This window comes from Pseudomonas fluorescens (assembly GCF_040448305.1).
Taxonomy (GTDB): domain Bacteria; phylum Pseudomonadota; class Gammaproteobacteria; order Pseudomonadales; family Pseudomonadaceae; genus Aquipseudomonas; species Aquipseudomonas fluorescens_BH.
In genome coordinates, this window is record NZ_CP148752.1 from 5,400,356 (window position 1) to 5,421,992 (window position 21,637).

The window sequence follows — 21,637 nt, forward strand, 5'->3', positions numbered from 1 at the left end:
CGCGCGAAGCGCGGCCATTCACCTATCAGGCGATATCACGCAACTCCCGCCGCAAAATCTTGCCCACCGGCGTCATCGGCAACGACTCACGCAGCACGATGTGCTTCGGTACTTTGTACGCCGTGAAGTTCTCCTTGCAGTAAGCCTTCAGCTCTTCAAGGCTGACCCCTGCCTCACGGGCCACCACGAACAACTTCACCGCCTCCCCCGACCGCTCGTCGGGCACACCGATGACCGCACAGTTGGCAACGTTCGGGTGAGCCATCACGACGTCTTCGATTTCGTTCGGGTATACGTTGAAACCCGAGACAATGATCATGTCCTTCTTGCGGTCAACGATGCGCACGAAACCGTCCGGGTCGATCACCGCAATGTCACCGGACTTGAACCAGCCCTCGGCATCCAGCACTTCGGCCGTGGCATCAGGTTTCTGCCAGTAACCCTTCATGATCTGCGGGCCTTTGATACACAGTTCGCCACGCTCACCCAGCGGTTGTTCGACGCCGTCATCGCTGATGACTTTCAGCGTGGTGCCCGGCACCGGCATGCCGACCGTGCCGATCCGCGATTGGCTGCCGTAGGGGTTGGTGCAGGCCACCGGCGAAGTTTCGGTGAGGCCGTAACCTTCGGTGATGCGGCAACCGGTCAGTTGTTCCCACCGCTCGGCGGTGGCCTTGACCAGCGCAGTACCGCCGGAATTGGTGAGCTTGAGGCTGGAGAAGTCCAGGGTCTTGAAGTCCGGGTGATCCATCAGCGCGACGAACAGCGTGTTGAGCCCCAACAACGCCGAAAACCGCCAGTTCTTCAGTTCCTTGATGAAGCCGCCGATGTCCCGCGGATTGGTGATCAGCACGTTGTGGTTGCCGGTCACCATCATGCACATGCAGTTCGCCGTGAAGGCATAGATGTGGTACAGCGGCAGCGGCGCGATCATCACCTCCTGGCCTTCGCGCAGCAGCGGTTGACCGTCGCTGGCCGACTGGCTGAGGCAGGCCCGTGCCTGTTGCATGTTCGCCACCAGGTTGCCGTGAGTCAGCATCGCGCCCTTGGCCAGGCCCGTGGTGCCGCCGGTGTATTGCAGCACGGCGATGTCGTCGAGGCCGACCTTCAGCGGCTTGATACCCAGGCCCCGGCCCTTGCGCAGCGCACTCTTGAAGGAAACGGCCTGGGGCAAGGAATAGTCCGGGACCATCTTCTTGACCTTGCTCACCACAGTGTTGACCAGCCACCCCTTGGCGGTGGGCATCAGGTCGCCCATCTTCGCTTCGATCAGGTACTGGATATCGGTGTCGGGCAGCACTTCCTGGACTTTCTGGCCGAACATGTTCAGGTACACCAGCGCCCGGGCACCGGAGTCCTTGAACTGATGACGCATTTCCCGCGCGGTGTACAGCGGGTTGGTGTTGACCACGATCAACCCGGCGCGCAAGGCGCCGAACACGGCAATCGGGTAATGCAGGACATTGGGCATCTGCACCGCAATGCGGTCCCCAGGCACCAGGTCGGTGTGGGCTTGCAGGTAGCCGGCGAAGGCGGCGCTCTGGCGCTCCAGTTCGGCGTAGGTCAGGGTCACGCCCATGTTGCTGAACGCAGGGCGGTCAGCAAACTTCTTGCAGGAACGCTCGAACACCTCGATCACCGACTTGTAGGTTCCCAGATCGATGTCCAGGGGTACGCCGGCCGGGCGTTTGTCATTCCAGAAATCAGGTTGCATTGTTGTTGTCCTCTTTACCTGAATCTATCCGGGGCCACTTTTCTGTCACTTTTCAAAAAAAATGCAAAAAGCGGAGCTTCACGGACACTAGCAGTTATGACGTAGCAGGCAAATATGCCCACGGCCGTCATTGACCGTATGAATCTACTCGCCGTGGCGTAGGCTGATCAGACGCCCAGCCAAGGATGCGCTATAAACTGCAACGAGCTGTTTCAGACCAAGCAGCCTCATGCAAAGGAACCGCCATGATCCATGACACTTTCTGGCTGACCACCAGCGACCACAGCCGCCTCTTCGTCAACCAGTGGCTTCCCGACGGCAGCCTCAAGGCAATGATTCTGCTGGCCCACGGCATGGCCGAACACAGCGGTCGCTATGGTCCCCTGGCGGAAAAACTCTGTGAACAGGGCTATGGCGTGTGCGCGCCGGACCTGCGTGGACATGGCAAAACTGCCGAAAACGGGACCCTCGGGCATTTCGCCGATGACGATGGCTGGTGCAAGGTCGTGAGCGACCTGGCCTGCCTCAACCAGCACATCGGCCAGCAGCACCCTGGCGTTGCGATCGTGCTGCTCGGTCACAGCATGGGCAGTTACATCGCCCAGGCCTATCTGCTGCACCACAGTGCCAGCCTGCACGGGGCAATCCTCAGCGGCTCGAACTTCCAGCCCGTGGCGCTTTATCGCGCGGCGCGGCAAATCGCCCGTCTCGAACGCCTGCGCCAGGGCTGCAAGGGACGCAGCGCATTGATCGAATGGCTGTCGTTCGGCTCGTTCAACAACAAATTCAAACCGGCACGCACGCCATTCGACTGGCTCAGCCGTGATCCGGCGCAGGTCGATCTGTACGTCAACGACCCGCTCTGCGGTTTCCGTTGCACCAATCAACTGTGGATCGACTTGCTCGGCGGCTTGCAGCAAATCAGCAAAGCGTCCAATCTCGCCCAGATCGACCCGGGCCTGCCGTTGCTGGTGATTGGCGGCGAATGTGATCCGGTGAGCGAAGGCAAACGTCTCAAGGATCTGGCCGACGCATTGCGGGCGGCCGGCAGCCAGCACCTGCAACTGACCGTTTACCCGCAGGCGCGGCACGAACTGTTCAACGAGAGCAACCGCGATGAAATCATCGCCGATGTACTGAACTGGATCGCACAGGCCTTGAGCGCTCCTCGGCCGCACCGATCCGAATAGTTTTTTTGTGAATTTTTTAATTCGTCACAGGAATTGAGACAGATGACCCAGGTTACCAACACCCCTTACGAAGCCCTCGAAGTCGGCCAGACCGCCAGTTTCAGCAAGACAGTCGAAGAGCGCGACATCCAGTTGTTCGCTGCGATGTCCGGCGATCACAACCCGGTGCACCTGGATGCCGAATACGCCGCCAGCACCATGTTCAAGGAACGCATCGCCCACGGCATGTTCAGCGGCGCGTTGATCAGCGCGGCGGTCGCCTGCGAATTGCCTGGACCGGGGACCATCTACATCGGCCAGCAAATGAGCTTTCAGAAACCGGTGAAGATCGGCGACACCCTGACCGTGCGCCTGGAAATCCTGGAAAAACTGCCAAAGTTTCGCGTGCGCATCGCTACTCGCGTGTTCAACCAGCGCGATGAACTGGTGGTGGATGGCGAGGCGGAAATCCTCGCACCACGCAAGCAACAGAGCGTGACGTTGACGGAGCTGCCGGCAATCAGCATCGGCTGATTGACGGGTCAAAAACAAACAATGTGGGAGCGAGCTTGCTCGCGATAGCGTCAGATCAGTCAACATCACTGTTGAATGTCAGGCCCTCATCGCGAGCAAGCTCGCTCCCACAGTTACTTCAGCCTGGCTTACGAACGTGCACGCGCCTGGTTACGCAGGGCTTTTACCTGATCGTGGTTACGTTGCACACCGTGGTACTGACGCTCAACCAGGTCGCGAATGCCCACCAGATTGTGCTTGTTGATTTTCTCCATGGCGTCGCGGTAAGCCTTCAACGCATGGTCTTCACCGCGCTCGGCTTCATTGAGTACAGCCTCCTCGCCCTTGCCGGTGAACATCGACTTCACGTCGACCCAACGCCGGTGCAGGTCGCCGCTGACACTGGTGGAGGTTTGCGGATCACCCCCCATCGAGCGCACGGCAGACTGCAATTCCGCTGCGGCCGTCCCACAATCGGTCGAACGCTTGATGAACAAGGTTTTGAGTTCAGGATGCTTGATGTCTTCAGCGCAAGTCTTGAACCCGGCCTGACCGTCCTTGCTGGTTTCAATCAGGTCGTTGAGTACAGAAATCGCTTCTTTATTCATGTCGGTCATTTTTCAGTTCCTCGCGGTTGATGAAAGATGCAATGAGTAGTGCACCCTGCATGCCAGCCCGGAACTGCTAACTTATTCCTTATTTTTCAAATAGTTATAAATTATCAGACAATCTGTATCCGTTTTATTTGCATGATCTGTCATTTGGCCTGCATGCAGAATGCCTGTATTTTCCAGACTGACTGAATCAAGACGACCGATTGATGAACCCTGAAAAGCTCGAACTGCTGATCACCCGCGAAATGCCCTTCGGCAAGTACAAGGGTCGAATCATTGCCGACCTGCCCGGCCCTTACCTGAACTGGTTCGCCCGGGAGGGTTTCCCTCACGGCGAGTTGGGCGGCCTGCTGGCCCTGATGCAGGAAATCGATCACAACGGTTTGTCGGACTTGCTCGAACCGCTGCGCGCCAAACACGGCAAACCTGCCCCGCGCCACTGAATCACCTACCGAGTACCCCATGCCCGACAACACCCGCCGCGCCCGTGATGAAGCCGTCTGGCAAACCTTTGCCGACCGCTACGATGTCGAACCTGGCCCGCTCAACCTGGAGAACGGTTACTTCGCACGCATGTCGCGCACGGTGGTCGAGGAATACCAGCGCAACATCGAGCTGATCAACCGCAGCAATTCGGTGTACGTGCGCCAGCGTTACGAACAGGGCGACAGCCTGAAGATCCGCGCGCAACTGGCCAGGCTGATTGGCGTACCCGCCGACAGCATCGCCCTGACCCGCAACGCCTCGGAAGGTTTGCAGTCGCTGATCCGCAACTACAACCGGCTGCAGCCCGGCGATCAGGTACTGGTTTGCGATCTGGAATACGACACGGTCAAAGGCGCCATGCGCTGGCTGGCGCGTAATCGCGGCGTTGAAGTGATCGAGATCGAACACGCACACCCGGCCACCTTCGACAGCCTGCTCAATACCTATCGGGAAGCCTTCGCACGGCATCCGCGGCTGAAGCTGATGGCCCTGACCCACGTCACCCATCGCACGGGGCTGGTGATGCCGGTGCAGGCGATTGCAGCCGCTGCGAAGGAGCATGGCATCGATGTCATCCTCGACGGGGCCCATGCTCTCGGCCAACTCGAATTCGACCTGACCGAACTGGGTATCGCCTTCGCCGGCTACAACCTGCACAAGTGGATCGGCGCACCACTGACGCTCGGCTTTATCTACATCGCTCCCGAACGCCTGGTCGACATCGACCCGGACATGGGCGAGATGCATTTTCCGCCCACTGACATTCGTGCCCGTACCTCGTACAGCACCCCCAACATCCCGGCGCTGCTGACCCTGCCGCTGGTGCTTGAAGAACATTGGGCGATGGGTGGTGCTGCGGCCAAGGATGCGCGGCTCAATTATCTGCGCAACCGCTGGGTCGGTGCGGCGCGGCGGTTGCCGGGCGTCGAAGTCCTGACTCCGGATGACCCGCGCCTGTATTGCGGCATCACTTCGATGCGTTTTACCCGGCATACCGACCAGCAAACCATGGTTCAGCGCCTGCTCAATGAATACAACCTGTTCACCGTGACCCGCAGTGGCGCGGCATGCGGTCCGTGCATCCGCATTACACCGGGGCTTACCACCACGGCGGCCGACATGGATTTGTTGGCCAGGGCACTGACTGAACTGGGCTGACGTCAGACGGTGTATTTGTCAAAGTCCTCGGGCCTGATCTGTGTCGACACGGCGAACGTGTCGATGCCGATCGTCATCTGCCCGAAGTATCCGTCTTCGGCCGAATCCCGCCCCAGGGTGTGCACGCTCAAGGTCGATTCTTCACCGCCCATGGTTGTATAGAAAAAGTCCTGATCGTTGGTCAGTACCGGCACGGCTCGGCCGCTGTACGGTCGACTGCCGAGTACCGAGCGCGAGGTCACCTCAGGCAGGTAAAGCTGTCCGACCCAGGCGACATGCCGTTCTTGCAGATAGTTGTTACCGGCCGTGATGCGCACGGCGACGTGAATGTGCAAGGCGCGGCCGGCGTAAAAACCCGGATAGATCGTGGTAAAGCGCACGATGCCCGACTTGTCGGTGAACTGCCCGCCGCGCAGGTAGGTATCGTCATCGGTGCGCGGGACGGCGCCGATGTCACCGGTATCGACCTCGACGTCCGGGTTGATCTTGCTCCAGCCCGAATAGGCACCGCGGGCATTGCAGTGCCAGATATCCACCAGCGCATCGGGGACCGGCTCACCGGTCATGGCATCGACAATGGTCAGCCGCAACACCAACGGAACGCCTTCGGCGCCTTCGCTGATGTTTCTGCGGATCAGTTTGGGGTTGCGGAAGTACGGGCCGGCAATCTGTTCGGGGGACAGCAGGTAAACCGGTGCAGCGGGTGCATCTGAGGTGGTAGCGTCCATGACGTTCTCTCTTCCATAAGATGGACGCAGGCTAGCACTGGCCGATTTCAGGCATGCGGTAACTATGTATCGCATGGTGTCCCTGTGGGAGCGAGCCTGCTCGCGAAGGCGGCGTGTCAGGCAACATTAGTATCGACTGACACTCCCTCTTCGCGAGCAGGCTCGCTCCCACAGGGGATAAGCGCCGAGCCGGCAAACTGGGCACGACTCTTTCTTTCAGGCAAAAAAAAACGGTGCACCGACCAAGCGCACCGTAAAGCCGTAGAACACACAACGAGGTGTAGGGTGAAGCGATCAGTCCAGCAGCGCCAAAGCCTCGGCGGTGCATTCCTGAATGCGGGCCCAGTCGCCGTTCTTGATCCACTCCGGATCAAGCATCCAGCTACCGCCCACGCACATGACGTTTTTCAACGCCATGTAGCTCTTGATGTTGGCAGGTCCCACGCCGCCGGTCGGGCAGAATTTCACTTCGCCGAACGGGCCGCCCAAAGCCTTGATGGCTGCAACGCCGCCGCTGACTTCGGCCGGGAACAGCTTGAAGCGGCGATACCCCAGACCATAGCCTTCCATGATGCCCGAGGCATTGCTGATGCCCGGCAACAGTGGAATCGGGCTGGCGACGCTGGCGTCCAGCAGATCACGGGTGATACCCGGCGTGACGATGAATTGCGAGCCGGCCGCTTCCGCCGCCGCCAGCATGTGGCGATCCAGCACGGTGCCGGCACCGGTCACCAGCTCCGGACGCTGCTCGCGCAGAATCTGGATGGCCTTGAGGCCGAATTGCGAGCGCAGGGTCACTTCCAGGGCCGTCAGTCCACCGGCCGCGAGGGCGTCAGCCAGCGGCAGAACGTCTTGCTCGCGGGCGATGGTGATCACCGGCAGAATCCGCGCTTTCGCGCAGATGCTGTCGATCAGAGCAACTTTGTCCGCCATGGAAACGGTCGGGGATGGGTTTGTCATAGCGGCTGTTCCTTGGCTCATGGGCACCAGTAAATCTCTAACGTGGGTTGCAGAAATGCGCGCACCGGCATTTCGGCGACATCGTCACCGGCCAGCGCGAAACTCAGGGTGGTCAGCTTGGACTGACCGGAAATCGATAGAACCTTATGCTTGGCCGAGGCCAGCAGCGCGCGGCTCATGGTCAGGCGCTGATGCGGCACGGTCGGCGCCAGCATCGGCCAGCAACGACGGACGCCATCGGACTGCAATGCCTCGGCAAGGTTCGGGCTGTTGGGGAACAGCGACGCGGTGTGGCCGTCATCACCCATGCCGAGAATCAGCACATCGATCACCGGCAGCTCGGACAGCAACCGGTCAGCCTGCTCGGCCGCCTGTTCAAGGTTGGCACTGGCGCTGTACAGGCTCAGGAATTGAGCCTTGGCCGCGGGACCTTGCAACAGATATCGCTTGATCAGACCCGCGTTGCTGTCGGCATGCTCCACCGGCACCCAGCGCTCATCGGCCAAGCTGACCACCACGCTCGACCAGTCCAGCGTCTGCTTGGCCAGGTGCTGGAAAAACGCCACCGGGCTGCGGCCACCGGAAACCACCAGGGTCGCAGTGCCCTGGGCGTCGATCGCGTCGCTCAGTTGTTTCGCCACGTTCAGTGCCAGGCTTTCAGCCAGCAGCACCGGGCTCTTGTATGCATGGGCGCTGACGCCCTGCGGCAGTTTCAAATCAGATATCGCCATACCACGACCTCCCGTCCCGCGTAATCAGTGCAATGGAGCTCATCGGCCCCCAGGACCCGGCCGCGTACGGCTTGGGCGCATCACCGGATTTTTTCCACCCGGCGATCAACTGGTCACACCATTTCCACGCGGCTTCGATTTCATCTTTACGGACAAACAGGTTCTGATTGCCGCGCATCACTTCCAGCAACAACCGCTCGTAGGCATCGGGAATCCGTGCGCTGCTCCAGGTGTCGGAAAAATTCAGCTGCAACGGACCGCTGCGCAGCTGCATGCCCTTGTCCAGGCCTTGGTCTTTGGTCATGACACGCAAGGAAATGCCTTCGTCCGGTTGCAGGCGGATAATCAGCTTGTTGCTGATTTGCAGGCGCTGCTCGGGAGCGAAGATGTAGTGCGACGGTTCCTTGAAGTGGATGACGATCTGCGACAGCTTCTGCGGCATGCGCTTGCCGGTACGCAGGTAAAACGGCACGCCGGCCCAGCGCCAGTTGCGGATGTCGGCACGCAGGGCGACAAAGGTTTCGGTGTCGCTCTGGGTGTTGGAGTTGGGTTCTTCCAGGTACCCCGGTACCGCTTTGCCTTCGCTGTAGCCGGCGATGTACTGGCCGCGCACCACTTGAGTGGTCAGGCCTTCCGGGCTGATCGGCGCCAGGGCCTTGAGCACTTTGACCTTCTCGTCGCGGATGCTGTCGGCGGACAGGTCGGCCGGCGGGTCCATGGCGATCAGGCAGAGCAACTGCAGCAGGTGATTCTGGATCATGTCCCGCAGCTGGCCGGCCTTGTCGAAGTAACCCCAGCGGCCTTCGATACCGACCTTCTCGGCCACGGTGATTTCCACGTGGGAAATGTAGTTCTGGTTCCACTGGGTTTCGAACAGGCTGTTGGCGAAACGCAGGGCGATCAGGTTCTGGACGGTCTCTTTACCCAGATAGTGGTCGATGCGGTAGGTGCGGTTCTCCGGGAAGAACTGCGCTACGGAGTCGTTGACCTTGCGCGAGGATTCCAGGTCCGAACCGATGGGCTTTTCCAGCACCACACGGGTGTTTTGCGCCAGGCCGACTTTGGCCAGGTTCTCGCAAATCGCGCCATACACGGCGGCCGGGGTCGCAAAGTAGGCGATGACCCGCTGCGAACTGCCGGCGGATTCGGCCAGGGCCACATAATCATCGGGGTTGAGGAAGTCGACGTGCAGGTAGCTCAGGCGCGCCAGAAAGCGCTCGACCACGGCTTCGTCCAGCTCTTTGGCACCGACATAGCGGCGCAGCTCGGAGGTGATGAACGCCAGGTGTTCCTGCTCGCTGCCCGGCTCACGGGCCAGCGCGATGATTCGCGTGTCCTCGTGCAACAGGCCGGCGCCGTCGAGTTGATAAAGGGCAGGAAACAGCTTGCGCAAGGCCAGATCGCCAAGGGCGCCGAACAAGGTAAAGGTGCACGGTTCAACCGTAATCGAGAGCATGATGTTTGTTCTTTTATCAAGTTAAGCTACAAATACCTTTTTTCAAGGCATCACTCAAGGGAAAATGTAGTAATAACCACAACATTTTCGCAAAATACAGATTCCGAGTGGTGGTCGGTCGGAGCCATCAGTAGGATAGGCCACCGTTACGGGCCTCACCAAAGGCCCTTTTTGCATTAGCCGCGCGCTTATCGGTGCCGGTGAATCAAGGAAACTTATATGGACCGCGTGCGAAATTTACTGGAGCAAATCCAGAATCGCCTTGAAGAGCTGAACAAGGCCGAACGCAAAGTCGCCGAGGTGATCCTGCTCAACCCGCAGCAGGCCACCCGCTTCAGCATCGCCGCCCTCGCCCAGGCCGCTTCGGTCAGCGAACCGACGGTCAACCGTTTCTGCCGTTCGTTCGGCGTCAGCGGCTACCCCGAGCTCAAACTGCAACTGGCCCAGAGCCTGGCCAGTGGCGCCGCCTATGTCAGCCGTGCGGTGGAGGCCGATGACAATCCGGAGGCCTATACCCAGAAGATCTTCGGCAGCGCCATTGCCTCGCTGGACAGCGCTTGCCAGGCACTGGATCCGAACCTGATCAGCCGCGCCGTCGACCTGCTGATCCAGGCCCGGCAGATCCACTTCTTCGGCCTCGGCGCCTCGGCACCGGTGGCACTGGATGCGCAGCACAAGTTCTTCCGTTTCAACCTCGCCGTCACGGCCCATGCGGATGTGCTGATGCAGCGCATGATTGCCTCGGTGGCCCATACCGGCGAGCTGTTCGTGATCATTTCCTACACCGGCCGCACCCGCGAACTGGTGGAAGTGGCGCGCATCGCCCGGGAAAATGGCGCCTCGGTGCTTGGCCTGACCGCCGAGAACTCGCCACTGGCCAAGGCCAGCACCCTGAGCCTGAACATCCCGCTGCCGGAGGACACTGACATCTACATGCCGATGACGTCGCGGATCATCCAGCTGACCGTGCTGGACGTGCTCGCCACCGGCATGACCTTGCGCCGGGGCGTGGATTTCCAGCCGCATTTGCGCAAGATCAAGGAGAGCTTGAATGCCAGCCGGTATCCGGTTGGGGATGAGTTCAACTGATCCGAAATCTCCGTTGACCGGTCCGGCCTCATCGCGGGCAAGCCCGCTCCCACAATGTCCGCGTCGAGCACAATACCTGCGACCGCCATTGAACCTGTGGGAGCGAGCTTGCTCGCGATGACGGCAGTCCAGACACAACCGCCCTTGAACTAAACCCCCACCCGCGCCTGCAAACTCAAATGCGCCCGCTCCCCAGGTGCAAGGCACAGGCTGTCGGTGCCTCCACTCGCCGCTTCCACACAGACAAATTCGGATATCTCGTTCCAGGTCACGCCGAGCAATGGCCGCGAGCCGGGATGCCACACCACCGTGTCGGCCGTATCCCCGGTATCAATGCACAACGCCCGCTGCCAGGCGTGGTCGTTGAGCTGCAATTCGCCGTCATGCTGGAACACCCGCTGGCATCCGCCGTCCACGCGTAACTCGCCTTCCTGCTGACAAACCTGCCGGCTCAACTGGTCGTAACCCTGCGCCCCCTCGAGCCCAGACAGCGCTATCTCACTGACATCGCCAATACGCCAGTAAGCATGCAAAGCCTGGCTCAACTGGCACGGCATGTCGTCCTGATGCTCAGTGCTCAGGCGCAGTTCCATGCGCTCACCCAGGTGCGCGTGCAGGTCCACCTGCCAGTCGCACAGCTTCAGTTGCCAGTGCAATCGCACGCCATCGTCGTCACTGGTGCTGTCGAGCAGCTTCCAGTCGAGCAACCGTGCCCAGCCATGGGAAGGCCAGGCGTTTTCGCTCGGATGCCGGCCATACCACGGCCAACACACCGGCACGCCGCCACGAATGGCGCCGACCTGCGGCCACTTCGCCGCGCACCACAGCCAGGGTTTCTGGCCCTTGGGCTGGAAGTGCAACAGCTGCGCGCCCTGACGGCTGAACACCGCCTGACACAGCGGATGATCGATCACCAGCACATCGCGCGTCTGATAGCGCTCCCAGGCGAACACCGGACGCTCGCGCAAGGATTTGAAGAAGCGTTGTAGCGGATGCTCAAGCATGTGCCACGGTCCTGAAATCAACTGTCACCGGGGTGCGCGGCCCGCAAAAAAAAGCGGACAGCCATGGCTGTCCGCAAATATGCGCACATGGAGAGAAGCTTATCGCAGACGCGTTAGAACACCGACTGAATTTTCAGGCCAGCCACCAGCGCGTTGTCGACTTCATCCACACCACCCGGGTGCGTGACGTATTGCAGGTTGGGACGTACGGTCAGCCAGTTGGTCACGTGGAAGCCGTAGTTGATCTCGTAGTTGTATTCAGTTTCACGAATGGGCGAGAACAACGGATTGTCGTATTCCGAAACACCGTTGGCGACGTTGGTCAGTTCGGCGTTTTTCTTCACGTCATCGTTGACATGGATACGGGCGAAACCGATGCCCACGTCATCCTTCGGACGCGCGTCGAACGGGCCCTTGTACACGAACATCAGCGACTGGTAGTTGTCGATGAAGTTGGTGTCCTTGTCGTGGAACGTGGCATTGGCCGCGATGTTCAGACCACGGGAAGCATCGCCATTGTGGCTTGTGAGTTGCTGCTGCGCGACGAACCAGTAGCCGTGCTTGCTATCGTGGACGCGATAAGGGTTGCCGGTGGTCGCGGCGTTCTGGCCGTTGTCGTCCTCGAGAACGTCGTCGGCATCAGAGGTACTTTTGTAGTAACCGACACGGTATTCACCCGGCAGGTTGTTGACCTTCGGCGACCAGACCAACTCGACCGGCAGGACGGTGCCATTGGTGCCACTGCCGCTGAGCTTGAAGCCGTTACCGTGCTCCAGTTGCGACGTGTTCTGGTTGTACGCGCCGATCTGTGCGTAGAGCTCGTCATTGATGTTGTACTTCACGCGGATCGCCGCCTGGCTGACCGGCCAGTTGTACCAGATATTGGTCGCCCAGTTACCCACCTGGGATCCGCAGAACGCCAGGTTCTGGAATTCGCACGGGAAGGTGTTGAAGTCTTCACCTTCACCGAAGTAACCGGCTTTTACGTCCAGTTTGTTGTCGAAAAACTGATGCTGAATCCACAACTGTGTCAGACGGACCATGTGGCCGCGACCATAGACTTCCTGGGAGGAACTCAAAGTGCCGGCACGCGGATCGCCGATACGGTCGTTGGAGATGTTCTCACCGTTACGGTTGGTGAGCTGGATCTTGGCCTGGGTGTTATCCCAGCCGAACAGTTTCTCCAGGTCCAGCGCCGCGCCCAGGCCAAACTGGTCGGCGTAGCGCGCGGTCTTGTCATCGTTGAAGCCGCCGTTGAGGTTGCCACCGACTTCACCGACGTAGTCCATCTTGATGTCGATGCCTTGCTCGATCAGCTTGGTACGCTCGCCCCCCCAGTCGCCCGTCATCCACTTGGAGTCGGAGCTGAACGCTTCATCGGCCATCGCATTGCCGGCCAGAACCAGTGCTGCCGCTGCTGAAACCTGGCAGATCAACCGGGCCTTGTTCTTCATCTTCATCCCTACTTCCTCGTTTTATTGTTATTAACTTTTCTTTTCCAACGCGGTTACATCAGTTGCGACGGATGTCTCCACCCGACGCATATCCCCCTGTGGGAGCGGGCTTGCTCGCGAATGCGGTGTGCCATTCAATGCAGATGTCGACTGATCCACCGCTTTCGCGAGCAAGCCCGCTCCCACATTTCTTGATCTTCAGCGGCCTTTGAATTGTGCGACGTTGTCAGCGTGTGTTTCGGTTTTCGCTACGCCAGCGACCCCCAGTCGCTCACCCGTTTTCGCATCAAACAGCAGCACTTTCGCCGGATCGAATTGCAGGGTCAGGGTCTCGCCCACCGCCGGCGCCACGTCCGGCGCCAGGCGGCAGCAGACCTTGGTGTCGTTGAGGTTGACGAAGACCAGGGTGTCGGGACCGGTCGGTTCAGTGACCTGGACTTCGGCACGAATGGTCGGCAAACCATTGGCTTCGCCGTTGGCCAGGATGATCTGCTCAGGGCGCATGCCGAGGATCACTTCGCGGTCTTCGAGACCGGCGTCCTGCATGCCCAGTGGCAGTTCGCAACGGGCCTGGCCGCTGTCGAGCAGCGCCAGCAGACGACCGTCCTTGCGCTGCAGGCGCAGCGGGATGAAGTTCATCGGCGGCGAACCGATGAAGCTCGCCACGAACAGGTTGGCCGGGTTGTTGTAGATGTCTTTCGGTGTGCCGAACTGCTGGATGATCCCGTCCTTCATCACCGCCACTTTGTCGCCCAGGGTCATGGCTTCGATCTGGTCGTGGGTCACGTAGACCGTGGTGGTTTTCAGGCGTTGGTGCATCAGTTTCATTTCGGTGCGCATCTCGACCCGCAGCTTGGCGTCGAGGTTGGACAGCGGTTCGTCGAACAGGTAAATCTTCGGCCGCCGTGCCAAGGCGCGACCCATCGCCACGCGCTGTTGCTGGCCGCCGGAAAGCTGGCCGGGCTTGCGGCTGAGCAGGTGTTCGATCTGCAACAGCTTGGAAACCCGAGCGACTTCTTCGTCGATTTCCGCGGTCGGCATTTTGCGGATCTTCAGGCCGAACGCGATGTTGTCGCGCACGCTCATGGTCGGGTACAGCGCGTAGGACTGGAACACCATGGCGATGTCGCGATCCTTGGGGCTCATGCCGCTGATGTCGGCGTCATCCACCAGGATCGCGCCGCCGCTGATGGTTTCCAGGCCGGCGATGCAGTTCATCAAGGTCGACTTGCCGCAGCCCGACGGGCCGACCAGGATCAGGAACTCACCGTCATCGATTTTCAGTTCGATGTTTTTCAGGGTGTCCGGCAAGCCGGGGCCGTAGGTCTTGTTGACGTTGCGTAATTCGAGAGTTGCCATGTTTCTACCCCTTGACCGCGCCGGACGTCAGCCCACGCAGGAAATACTTGCCAGCGAATATGTAGACCAGCAGTGTCGGCAGCCCGGCGATCATCGCGGCGGCCATATCAACGTTGTATTCCTTGGCCCCGGTGCTGGTGTTGACCAGGTTGTTCAGGGCCACGGTAATTGGCTGTGCGTCGCCACTGGCGAACACCACGCCGAACAGGAAGTCGTTCCAGATCTGGGTGAACTGCCAGATCAGGCAGACCATCACGATCGGGATCGACATCGGCAGCAGGATCTTCAGGAAGATCGTGAAGAAGCCCGCGCCATCGAGCCTTGCGGCCTTGACCAGCGCATCCGGAATGCTCACGTAGTAGTTGCGGAAGAACAGCGTGGTGAACGCCAGGCCGTAGACCACGTGCACCAGCACCAGGCCGGTGGTGGTGTTGGCCAGGCCGAACTTGCCGAGGGTGAACGAGGCCGGCAACAGCACGGTCTGGAACGGCAGGAAGCAGCCGAACAGCAGCAGCCCGAAGAACAGTTGCGAACCACGGAAGCGCCACATCGACAGCACGTAGCCGTTCATCGCACCAATGAACGTGGAAATCAGCACCGCCGGCACGGTGATCTTCACCGAGTTCCAGAAGTAGCCGCCGACCACGTCCCAGGCCTTGATCCAGCCGATGCCGTCAATCACGGTCGGCCAGCTCAACAGGTTGCCGGTACGGATGTCTTCCGGGGATTTGAAACTGGTCAGCAGCATCACCACCAGCGGGATCAGGTACACCGCCGCTGCCAACAGCAAGGTGGCGTAGATCGCGATGCGGCTGAAACTGATACCCGATTTTCCGAGTTGATTAGTCATGGCGTTTGCCTCGCAGCTCGGAGTACAGGTACGGCACGAGGATGGTCAGCACGGCGCCGAGCATCAGCATGGCGCTGGCCGAACCGATGCCCATCTGGCCACGGCTGAAGGTGAAGGAATACATGAACATCGCCGGTAGGTCGGAGGAGTAACCCGGACCGCCCGCGGTCATCGCCGCGACCAGGTCGAAGCTCTTGATCGCGATGTGCGCGAGGATCATGAAGGCACTGAAGAACACCGGGCGCAGGCTCGGCAGGACGATCTTCAGGTAGATGGTCGGCAGGCTCGCCCCGTCGACTTGCGCGGCACGGATGATCGATTGATCGACACCGCGCAGACCGGCGAGGAACATCGCCATGACAAACCCGGAGGCTTGCCACACGGCAGCGATCACCAGGCAGTAGACGACGCGATCCTGATCCACCAACCAGTCGAGACGAAAGCCCTCCCAGCCCCAGTCACGCAGCATCTTGTCCAGGCCCAGGCCTGGGTTGAGCAGCCATTTCCACGCGGTACCGGTGACGATCATCGACAGCGCCATCGGGTACAGGTAGACGGTGCGGATGAAGCCTTCCTTGCGAATGCGCTGGTCCAGCAGCACCGCGAGGAACACACCCAGCACCAGGCTGATGCCGATGAACATGCCACCGAACAGCGCGAGGTTCTTGCTCGCGACCCACCAGCGGTCGTTGTCCATCAGGCGCATGTATTGCTGCAGGCCGACCCACTTGTAGCTCGGCATGAAGCTGGAGTTGGTGAAGGACAGAATGAACGTCCAGATGATGTAACCGTAGAAACCAACCAACACGATCAGCATGCTCGGCGCCAGTACCAACTTGGGTAGCCAGCGTTGCAGCGCATCGAACGGTGAGGCTTTGCTGAAAACCGCCACAGAGCTCATCGGGATAATCCAGGTGAAGAAGTGAAATCCGGACAGAGTTCCACCCTGTGGGAGCGAGCTTGCTCGCGATAGCTGACTGACATTCAACACAAATGTCGCCTGTTACACCGCTATCGCGAGCAAGCTCGCTCCCACAATGGGACGGAGCTCTCTCTGGGGTTTGCCGCAGGACCTGCCTGCGGCCGATCACGAATTACTGGGCAGCTTTGACAGCCGAGGCCAGTTGGGCGCTGGCCTTGGCCGGGTCAGCATCCTTGTCGTTCATGAAGTTGGTGACCACATCGAAAATCGCGCCTTGCACCGCCAGGGAGGTGGCCATGTTGTGCGCCATGCTCGGTTGCAGGCCGCCGGTCTTGTCGTCCGCGATGAAGTCCTTGGCCGACTTCTGCGCGCACTCGTCGAAGCCGAGCTTGTCCATTTCGTTCAGCATGTCGTTACGCACCGGGATCGAACCCTTGTTCATGCTGAAGACTTTCTGGAAGTCGGTACCCAATGCGACCTTGGCCAGGTCTTGCTGGGCAGCGATGTCGCCCTTGCGATCGGCTTTGAGCTTGAACACCGCCAGGGAGTCAATGTTGTAGGTGAAGGCTTTTTCAGTGCCCGGGAACGCTATGCACTGGTAGTCCTTGCCCGCGACTTTCTTCGCCGCAGTCCATTCGCTTTTTGCCCAGTCGCCCATCATCTGCATGCCGGCCTTGCCGTTGATGACTTCGGCGGCGGCGATGTTCCAGTCACGACCGGCACGGTTCGGGTCCATGTAGGTGGTGATCTTTTTCAGCTCGGTGAAGGACTTGGTCATCTCCGGGCCGGACAGGGTTTTCTGGTCCAGGTCGACCAGGGCTTTCTTGTAGCCGTCAGCACCCATGACCGAGAGCACCACGTCTTCGAACACGGTGCTGTCCTGCCAAGGCTGACCGCCGTGGGCGAGCGCGATGAAACCGGCGGCCTTGAGCTTGTCGCCGGCGGCATAGAATTCTTCGAGGGTGGTCGGGGCTTTTTCGATCCCGGCTTTCTTGAACACTTGCGGGTTGATCCACAGCCAGTTGACGCGGTGGATGTTCACCGGCACGGCGACGTAGTCACCTTCGTACTTCACGGTGTCGGAGACTTTCTTCGACAGCAGGCCATCCCAGTTTTCGGACTTGGATACTTCTTTCAACGCGTCGGTGCTGAGCAGGCCGGTGCTGCCCCACTCCTGGATGTCCGGTCCCTTGATCTGTGCAACGCCCGGCGGGTTGCCGGCTACGGCGCGACTTTTGAGTACGGTCATGGCCGTGGAACCGCCACCACCGGCGACTGCGCCGTCCTTCCAGGTGAAGCCGTCTTTTTCGACTTGAGCTTTCAGGACATCGACCGCTGCTTTTTCACCACCGGAAGTCCACCAGTGAACGACTTCAACGGAACCTTTGGATTCGGCGGCCAGGACACTGAGAGGGAGTGCAGACAGGGAAGCGAGAGAAATGACAGTAGCGAGGCGAGAAATCGCATTCATCTAGGAGCACCTTTCTTGTTGTTATGCATGCAAGTCTGTTGCTTGCGCTGCATAAGATTCTAAACAGGGGATATCCCCTCGCAGGTAACGAAGGGATGCGCGAGTGTCACCGCATGGTTACATAGAACCGCTCTGGGACAGCTGCGCCAGCGCCGTGGCCATGCTCGGTGCCAGCGCCAGGCGCGGAATCAGCACGGCTTGCCAGGCGTGGTAAAGGTCGGGTTTGCCGGGCCAGATATCGGCACTCGGGCGGTTCAGAGGGTCGAGTTCGTGATGCCAGCTGCCATCGCCGCGGTCGATGAAATGACTGTCACAGAACTCCCAGAACAATCGGTACCAGTGTTCGTATTGTTCATCCCCGGTGCGTTTGAGCAAGGCACTGGCGGCGGCGCTGGCTTCGCAATGGGTCCAGTGCAGGCGATGGCGGACCACCGCTTTGTTGTCCCAGTCGAGGGTGTAGACGATGCCCGGCGCGCCATCGACATCCCAGCCGTGGAGGCAATTGTGCTCGAACAGTTTTTGCGCGTCGGTGACAAGCCAGCCCGGCGTGAGCATCCCGGCCTTCACCCGCGACGCCTCGAGGTGCAGCAACAGCCGCGCCCACTCGAAACCATGGCCCGGGGTGGTGCCGTAGGGGCGGAAGCCGTCGGCCGGATTGTCGTGGTTGTAGTCCCGCAGCGGCTGCCAGTCGCGATCGAAATGCTCGATCACCAGGTAATCGTTGGCAGCGGCGTGACCATGGATCACCCGCTCGACAATCCGTTGGGCACGGCTCAGCCAACGGTTGTCATCGGTGACATCGGCCAGGGCAAGGAAGGCTTCGGTGGCGTGCATGTTGCTGTTGGCGCCCCGGTACGCCTCCTCTTCGCTCCAGTCGCGGTTGAAGGATTCGCGCATCGCACCGTCTTCTTCGCTCCAGAAATAAGTGTCGATGATATCGATCGCATCATCGAGCAAGGCTTGTGCACCGGGACGCTGCGCGACCACCGCAGAACTGGCGGCCAGCGCGACGAAAGCGTGCAGGTAGGCATTCTTGCCGGTATTACCGTCGCGATGTTCGGCAGCCGCGAACCAGCCACCATGCAGTGCATCACGCAATGGTCCGCGCAGGGCGGCAACCCCGTGATCGACCAGTTCGGCAAAACCCGGCAAGCCCTGAATATGGGCCATGGCGAAGCTGTGGGTCATGCGCGCGGTGTTCATGGTCTGGGCTTGCGCATCAGCCGCGAGGCGGCCTTTTTCATCGAGGTTGCCGAAGCCTTCAGGCAGTTTCGAAGCCTTGGCGAAGGCCAGCAGGCGCAAGCCCTCGGTGGCGAGCCATTGCTGATGGGCAGGTGCGTTCAGCCAACTGCTGAAGGCCGGTTGGAAGGTGTCCATGGCGTACCTTTTTTGTTGTTATGACTGTGGGGCAGCATAAACAACGGGGGAAGGCAGGCATGTAACGAAGGGGGTGGGTTATGTCACCGGGCTGTGACATTTACCTTGAGGGATGTGTTGAATGATCTGACGCCTTCGCGAGCAGGCTCGCTCCCACAGGAGGTCTGCGTCGTACACAAATCCAATGTGGGAGCGAGCCTGCTCGCGAAGAACGATAACGCGGTCTGACTAGTCAACGCTGCGAGGCAACTGCAGGGTCACCCGCAATCCGCCCTCACGCAAATTCTGCAAACTCACCTCACCGCCATGGCTATGGGCAATGTTGCGGGCAATCCCCAGCCCCAAGCCATAACCCTGCTGTTGCCCGGCCAGGCGGAAGTGCGGTTCGAACACCTGCTCCAGGCGCTGCTCCGGCACGCCCGGCCCTTCATCATCGACATGCAGGATGAACGCGCTTTCATCGTCATCGATGTGCAAGTGCGCGTTCTGCCCGTACTTCAACGCATTGTCGATCAGGTTGCCGATGCAGCGCTTGAGCGCCAGCGGTTTGCCCGGGTACGCCGCCAGTGCCCGCCCTTGCTGGGTCACGCGGCCGTTGCCATTGGGGGCAAGGTACGGCTCCACCAAACAATCGAGCACATGGTTGAGGTCCACCGGCTCGATGTTCTCGTGGATGTCGGTGTCTTTCACGCATTGCAGCGCGCCCTTGACCAGCAACTCGAGCTCGTCCAGATCACGCCCGAACTTGGCTTGCAGTGTTTCGTCTTCGAGCAATTCAACCCGCAGGCGCAGGCGGGTGATCGGCGTGCGCAAGTCGTGGGAAATGGCGCTGAACAACTGGCTGCGCTCGGTCAGGTAACGGCTGATGCGCTCGCGCATGGTGTTGAAGGCGCGCCCGACCTCGACCACTTCGCTGCCGCCGCCCTCCGCCACCGGTTCCACGTCGGCCCCCAACGACAGGTCCCGCGCCGCCCGCGCCAGGCGCTTGAGCGGCCGACTCTGCCAGTGCACCAGCAGGCCGATGAACAACAGCAAAAAGCTGCTGGTCAGGACGATGAACCACACCTGCTGCGCCGGCAGGCCCTGCTCTTCAAGACTGGTGTAGGGCTCGGGCAACAACGAAGCGATGTACAGCCATTCGCCCGGCGCCATCTGGATCTGCGTGACCAGCACCGGCGGATTCACCGGCTCCAGGGTCAACGCGTAGTGCGCCCAGGAGCGTGGCAACTCATCGAGCTTCAGGCCGCCATTGAAGATGCGCAGGTCTTCCGGGCTGACGAAGGTGACCGAGATGACCGTGTCCTGGCCGAGTGACTGGCGCAGCACTTCGTCCACCGCTTTGAGCACCGCCTCTTTGCGCGGGGTGATGGGTAGCACTTCCATGCCCAGGGGTTTGTCGTTGAGCGTCACCACGAACCGGGTGCCGCCCATGCTGCGCAACTGATCGAGCACCAAGGGGCGATACGCCACTGGCAACGAACGGAAATAACTGACGCTGGCCGTCATCGAATGAGCCAGGCTGCGGGCACTGGTGACCAGGCCTTCAAGCTGCGTGGCACGCAGTTGCGACACCCAGATCACGCTCGACAACGCCTGGGCGAAAAGCACGGCCAGCAAGGTCAACAGCAACATCCGCCCGAGCAGCGAACGCGGCATTGGCACCCTGGCGGCGAGATTGCGCAAAGACTCAGTGACCATTGCCGGCAACCACGTTGGCTGCCAGTTGGTAGCCGCTGCCGCGCACGGTACGAATCAGCCGTGGCGGTTTTTCCGTGTCGCGCAGACGCTGGCGCAAACGACTGACCGCCATGTCGACAATGCGGTCGAGCGGCATCAGGTCCCGCCCTCGGGTGGCGTTGCCAATGGTGTCGCGGTCGAGGATTTCCTGCGGGTGATCGAGGAACAGCTTCAGCAGCGCAAAGTCGGCCCCCGAGAGAATCACCTCTTCACCGTCGATGTGGAACAGCCGATGGCTGACCATGTCCAGCCGCCAGTCATCGAAGGCCAGCACCTCGCCGCCACTACGCTCCTGACCGAACTGCGCGCGACGCAGCAACGCCTTGATCCGCGCCTGCAATTCCCGTGGGCTGAACGGTTTGCCGAGGTAATCGTCGGCACCCAGTTCCAGGCCGATGACACGGTCGGCTTCGTCGGAACTGGCAGTGAGCATGATGATCGGCACCTGCGCCTGACGCGGATGCTGGCGAATCCAGCGGCACAGGCTGAAGCCGTCCTCGTCGGGCAACATCACATCAAGGATCACCAGATCACTCGGCGCCTCGTTCAGCGCCTGGCGAAAGCCGGCACCGTCGGGCGTGGTACGCACCTGGAAACCGGCACGGGTCAGGTAGGTATCCAGCAACTCGCGTATCTCTTGATCGTCATCGACCAACAAAATCGACTTGTTGACTGAGCTCACGGGGCGGCGTCCTTGTTGTTTGAATTGGGCGGATTATGCCTTATGCGCTGACTCTACAAACACCACAAAACTACTGTAGGAGCGAGCCTGCTCGCGATGGACTTGAAGGCACCGCGTGCATTCAGAAAGCACGCGTTATCGTTGACGTCCATCGCGAGCAGGC

Annotated in this window: 20 protein-coding genes and 1 pseudogene; 5 read left to right on the plus strand and 16 right to left on the minus strand. The window is 60.4% G+C overall.

Annotated elements, in window-relative coordinates; genetic code table 11:
• Positions 1 to 25: 25 nt before the first annotated feature.
• The gene (gene fadD2 / locus WHX55_RS24535) at positions 26 to 1,714 is read right to left on the minus strand and encodes a long-chain-fatty-acid--CoA ligase FadD2 (protein WP_150726672.1); all 1,689 of its coding nucleotides are present in this window, start codon (positions 1,712 to 1,714) and stop codon (positions 26 to 28) included.
• Between the two features lie 245 nt (positions 1,715 to 1,959).
• Between fadD2 and WHX55_RS24540 the strand changes: the two genes are divergently transcribed.
• Complete coding sequence (locus WHX55_RS24540; RefSeq protein ID WP_150756278.1) at positions 1,960 to 2,904, plus strand: alpha/beta hydrolase; 945 nt, start codon at positions 1,960 to 1,962, stop codon at positions 2,902 to 2,904.
• Between the two features lie 42 nt (positions 2,905 to 2,946).
• Positions 2,947 to 3,417 carry a MaoC family dehydratase gene (locus WHX55_RS24545; RefSeq protein ID WP_007974451.1) on the plus strand — a complete coding sequence of 157 codons (471 nt, stop codon included), beginning with the start codon at positions 2,947 to 2,949 and terminating at the stop codon, positions 3,415 to 3,417.
• A gap of 128 nt (positions 3,418 to 3,545) precedes the next feature.
• Here the strand turns inward: WHX55_RS24545 and WHX55_RS24550 are convergent, their stop codons facing one another.
• Positions 3,546 to 4,013 (minus strand): PA2169 family four-helix-bundle protein, encoded by a 468-nt coding sequence (locus WHX55_RS24550; RefSeq protein WP_150726674.1) that lies wholly within the window; start codon positions 4,011 to 4,013, stop codon positions 3,546 to 3,548.
• A 203-nt stretch (positions 4,014 to 4,216) separates the two neighbouring features.
• Between WHX55_RS24550 and WHX55_RS24555 the strand changes: the two genes are divergently transcribed.
• Positions 4,217 to 4,453 (plus strand): DUF3820 family protein, encoded by a 237-nt coding sequence (locus tag WHX55_RS24555; RefSeq protein WP_003227425.1) that lies wholly within the window; start codon positions 4,217 to 4,219, stop codon positions 4,451 to 4,453.
• Between the two features lie 19 nt (positions 4,454 to 4,472).
• Complete coding sequence (locus WHX55_RS24560) at positions 4,473 to 5,654, plus strand: aminotransferase class V-fold PLP-dependent enzyme (RefSeq protein ID WP_353741498.1); 1,182 nt, start codon at positions 4,473 to 4,475, stop codon at positions 5,652 to 5,654.
• A 2-nt stretch (positions 5,655 to 5,656) separates the two neighbouring features.
• Here the strand turns inward: WHX55_RS24560 and WHX55_RS24565 are convergent, their stop codons facing one another.
• From WHX55_RS24565 to zwf, 4 genes are all read right to left on the minus strand, one after another.
• Entirely contained in the window at positions 5,657 to 6,382 is a 726-nt protein-coding gene (locus WHX55_RS24565) for an intradiol ring-cleavage dioxygenase (protein WP_353741499.1), read from the minus strand.
• Between the two features lie 294 nt (positions 6,383 to 6,676).
• Complete coding sequence (locus tag WHX55_RS24570) at positions 6,677 to 7,342, minus strand: bifunctional 4-hydroxy-2-oxoglutarate aldolase/2-dehydro-3-deoxy-phosphogluconate aldolase (RefSeq protein ID WP_353741500.1); 666 nt, start codon at positions 7,340 to 7,342, stop codon at positions 6,677 to 6,679.
• 17 nt (positions 7,343 to 7,359) lie between these two features.
• A complete protein-coding gene (pgl, locus tag WHX55_RS24575) occupies positions 7,360 to 8,073 on the minus strand; it encodes a 6-phosphogluconolactonase (RefSeq protein ID WP_151213934.1) in 714 nt (237 codons plus the stop codon).
• A complete protein-coding gene (gene zwf, locus WHX55_RS24580) occupies positions 8,060 to 9,529 on the minus strand; it encodes a glucose-6-phosphate dehydrogenase (protein ID WP_150726678.1) in 1,470 nt (489 codons plus the stop codon). The genes pgl and zwf overlap by 14 nt, the downstream gene beginning before the upstream one ends.
• Positions 9,530 to 9,757: 228 nt before the next feature.
• Between zwf and WHX55_RS24585 the strand changes: the two genes are divergently transcribed.
• Positions 9,758 to 10,618: a MurR/RpiR family transcriptional regulator gene (locus tag WHX55_RS24585; RefSeq protein WP_170948639.1), complete on the plus strand. Its 861-nt coding sequence runs from the start codon at positions 9,758 to 9,760 to the stop codon at positions 10,616 to 10,618.
• A gap of 149 nt (positions 10,619 to 10,767) precedes the next feature.
• On the opposite strand, the gene WHX55_RS24590 is transcribed toward WHX55_RS24585, so the two are convergent.
• The 10 genes and pseudogenes from WHX55_RS24590 to WHX55_RS24635 form a co-directional block, all read right to left on the minus strand.
• The gene (locus tag WHX55_RS24590; protein WP_151213933.1) at positions 10,768 to 11,622 is read right to left on the minus strand and encodes a D-hexose-6-phosphate mutarotase; all 855 of its coding nucleotides are present in this window, start codon (positions 11,620 to 11,622) and stop codon (positions 10,768 to 10,770) included.
• A 113-nt stretch (positions 11,623 to 11,735) separates the two neighbouring features.
• Positions 11,736 to 13,082, minus strand: a complete 1,347-nt coding sequence (locus tag WHX55_RS24595; RefSeq protein ID WP_150726680.1) for a carbohydrate porin — start codon at positions 13,080 to 13,082, stop codon at positions 11,736 to 11,738.
• Between the two features lie 90 nt (positions 13,083 to 13,172).
• A pseudogene (locus WHX55_RS24600) lies at positions 13,173 to 13,262 on the minus strand (metal ABC transporter ATP-binding protein); the annotation flags it as partial.
• Positions 13,263 to 13,274: 12 nt separating this feature from the next.
• Positions 13,275 to 14,435 (minus strand): ABC transporter ATP-binding protein, encoded by a 1,161-nt coding sequence (locus WHX55_RS24605; protein ID WP_151213932.1) that lies wholly within the window; start codon positions 14,433 to 14,435, stop codon positions 13,275 to 13,277.
• Positions 14,436 to 14,439: 4 nt separating this feature from the next.
• A complete protein-coding gene (locus WHX55_RS24610; RefSeq protein WP_007974434.1) occupies positions 14,440 to 15,285 on the minus strand; it encodes a carbohydrate ABC transporter permease in 846 nt (281 codons plus the stop codon).
• The gene (locus WHX55_RS24615; protein WP_008032969.1) at positions 15,278 to 16,186 is read right to left on the minus strand and encodes a sugar ABC transporter permease; all 909 of its coding nucleotides are present in this window, start codon (positions 16,184 to 16,186) and stop codon (positions 15,278 to 15,280) included. The genes WHX55_RS24610 and WHX55_RS24615 overlap by 8 nt, the downstream gene beginning before the upstream one ends.
• Positions 16,187 to 16,379: 193 nt before the next feature.
• Positions 16,380 to 17,678 carry an ABC transporter substrate-binding protein gene (locus WHX55_RS24620; protein ID WP_353741501.1) on the minus strand — a complete coding sequence of 433 codons (1,299 nt, stop codon included), beginning with the start codon at positions 17,676 to 17,678 and terminating at the stop codon, positions 16,380 to 16,382.
• Positions 17,679 to 17,795: 117 nt separating this feature from the next.
• Entirely contained in the window at positions 17,796 to 19,055 is a 1,260-nt protein-coding gene (locus tag WHX55_RS24625; RefSeq protein WP_353741502.1) for an AGE family epimerase/isomerase, read from the minus strand.
• 228 nt (positions 19,056 to 19,283) lie between these two features.
• Complete coding sequence (locus tag WHX55_RS24630; protein WP_353741503.1) at positions 19,284 to 20,753, minus strand: ATP-binding protein; 1,470 nt, start codon at positions 20,751 to 20,753, stop codon at positions 19,284 to 19,286.
• Entirely contained in the window at positions 20,743 to 21,474 is a 732-nt protein-coding gene (locus WHX55_RS24635; protein ID WP_353741504.1) for a response regulator transcription factor, read from the minus strand. The genes WHX55_RS24630 and WHX55_RS24635 overlap by 11 nt, the downstream gene beginning before the upstream one ends.
• Positions 21,475 to 21,637 lie beyond the last annotated feature (163 nt).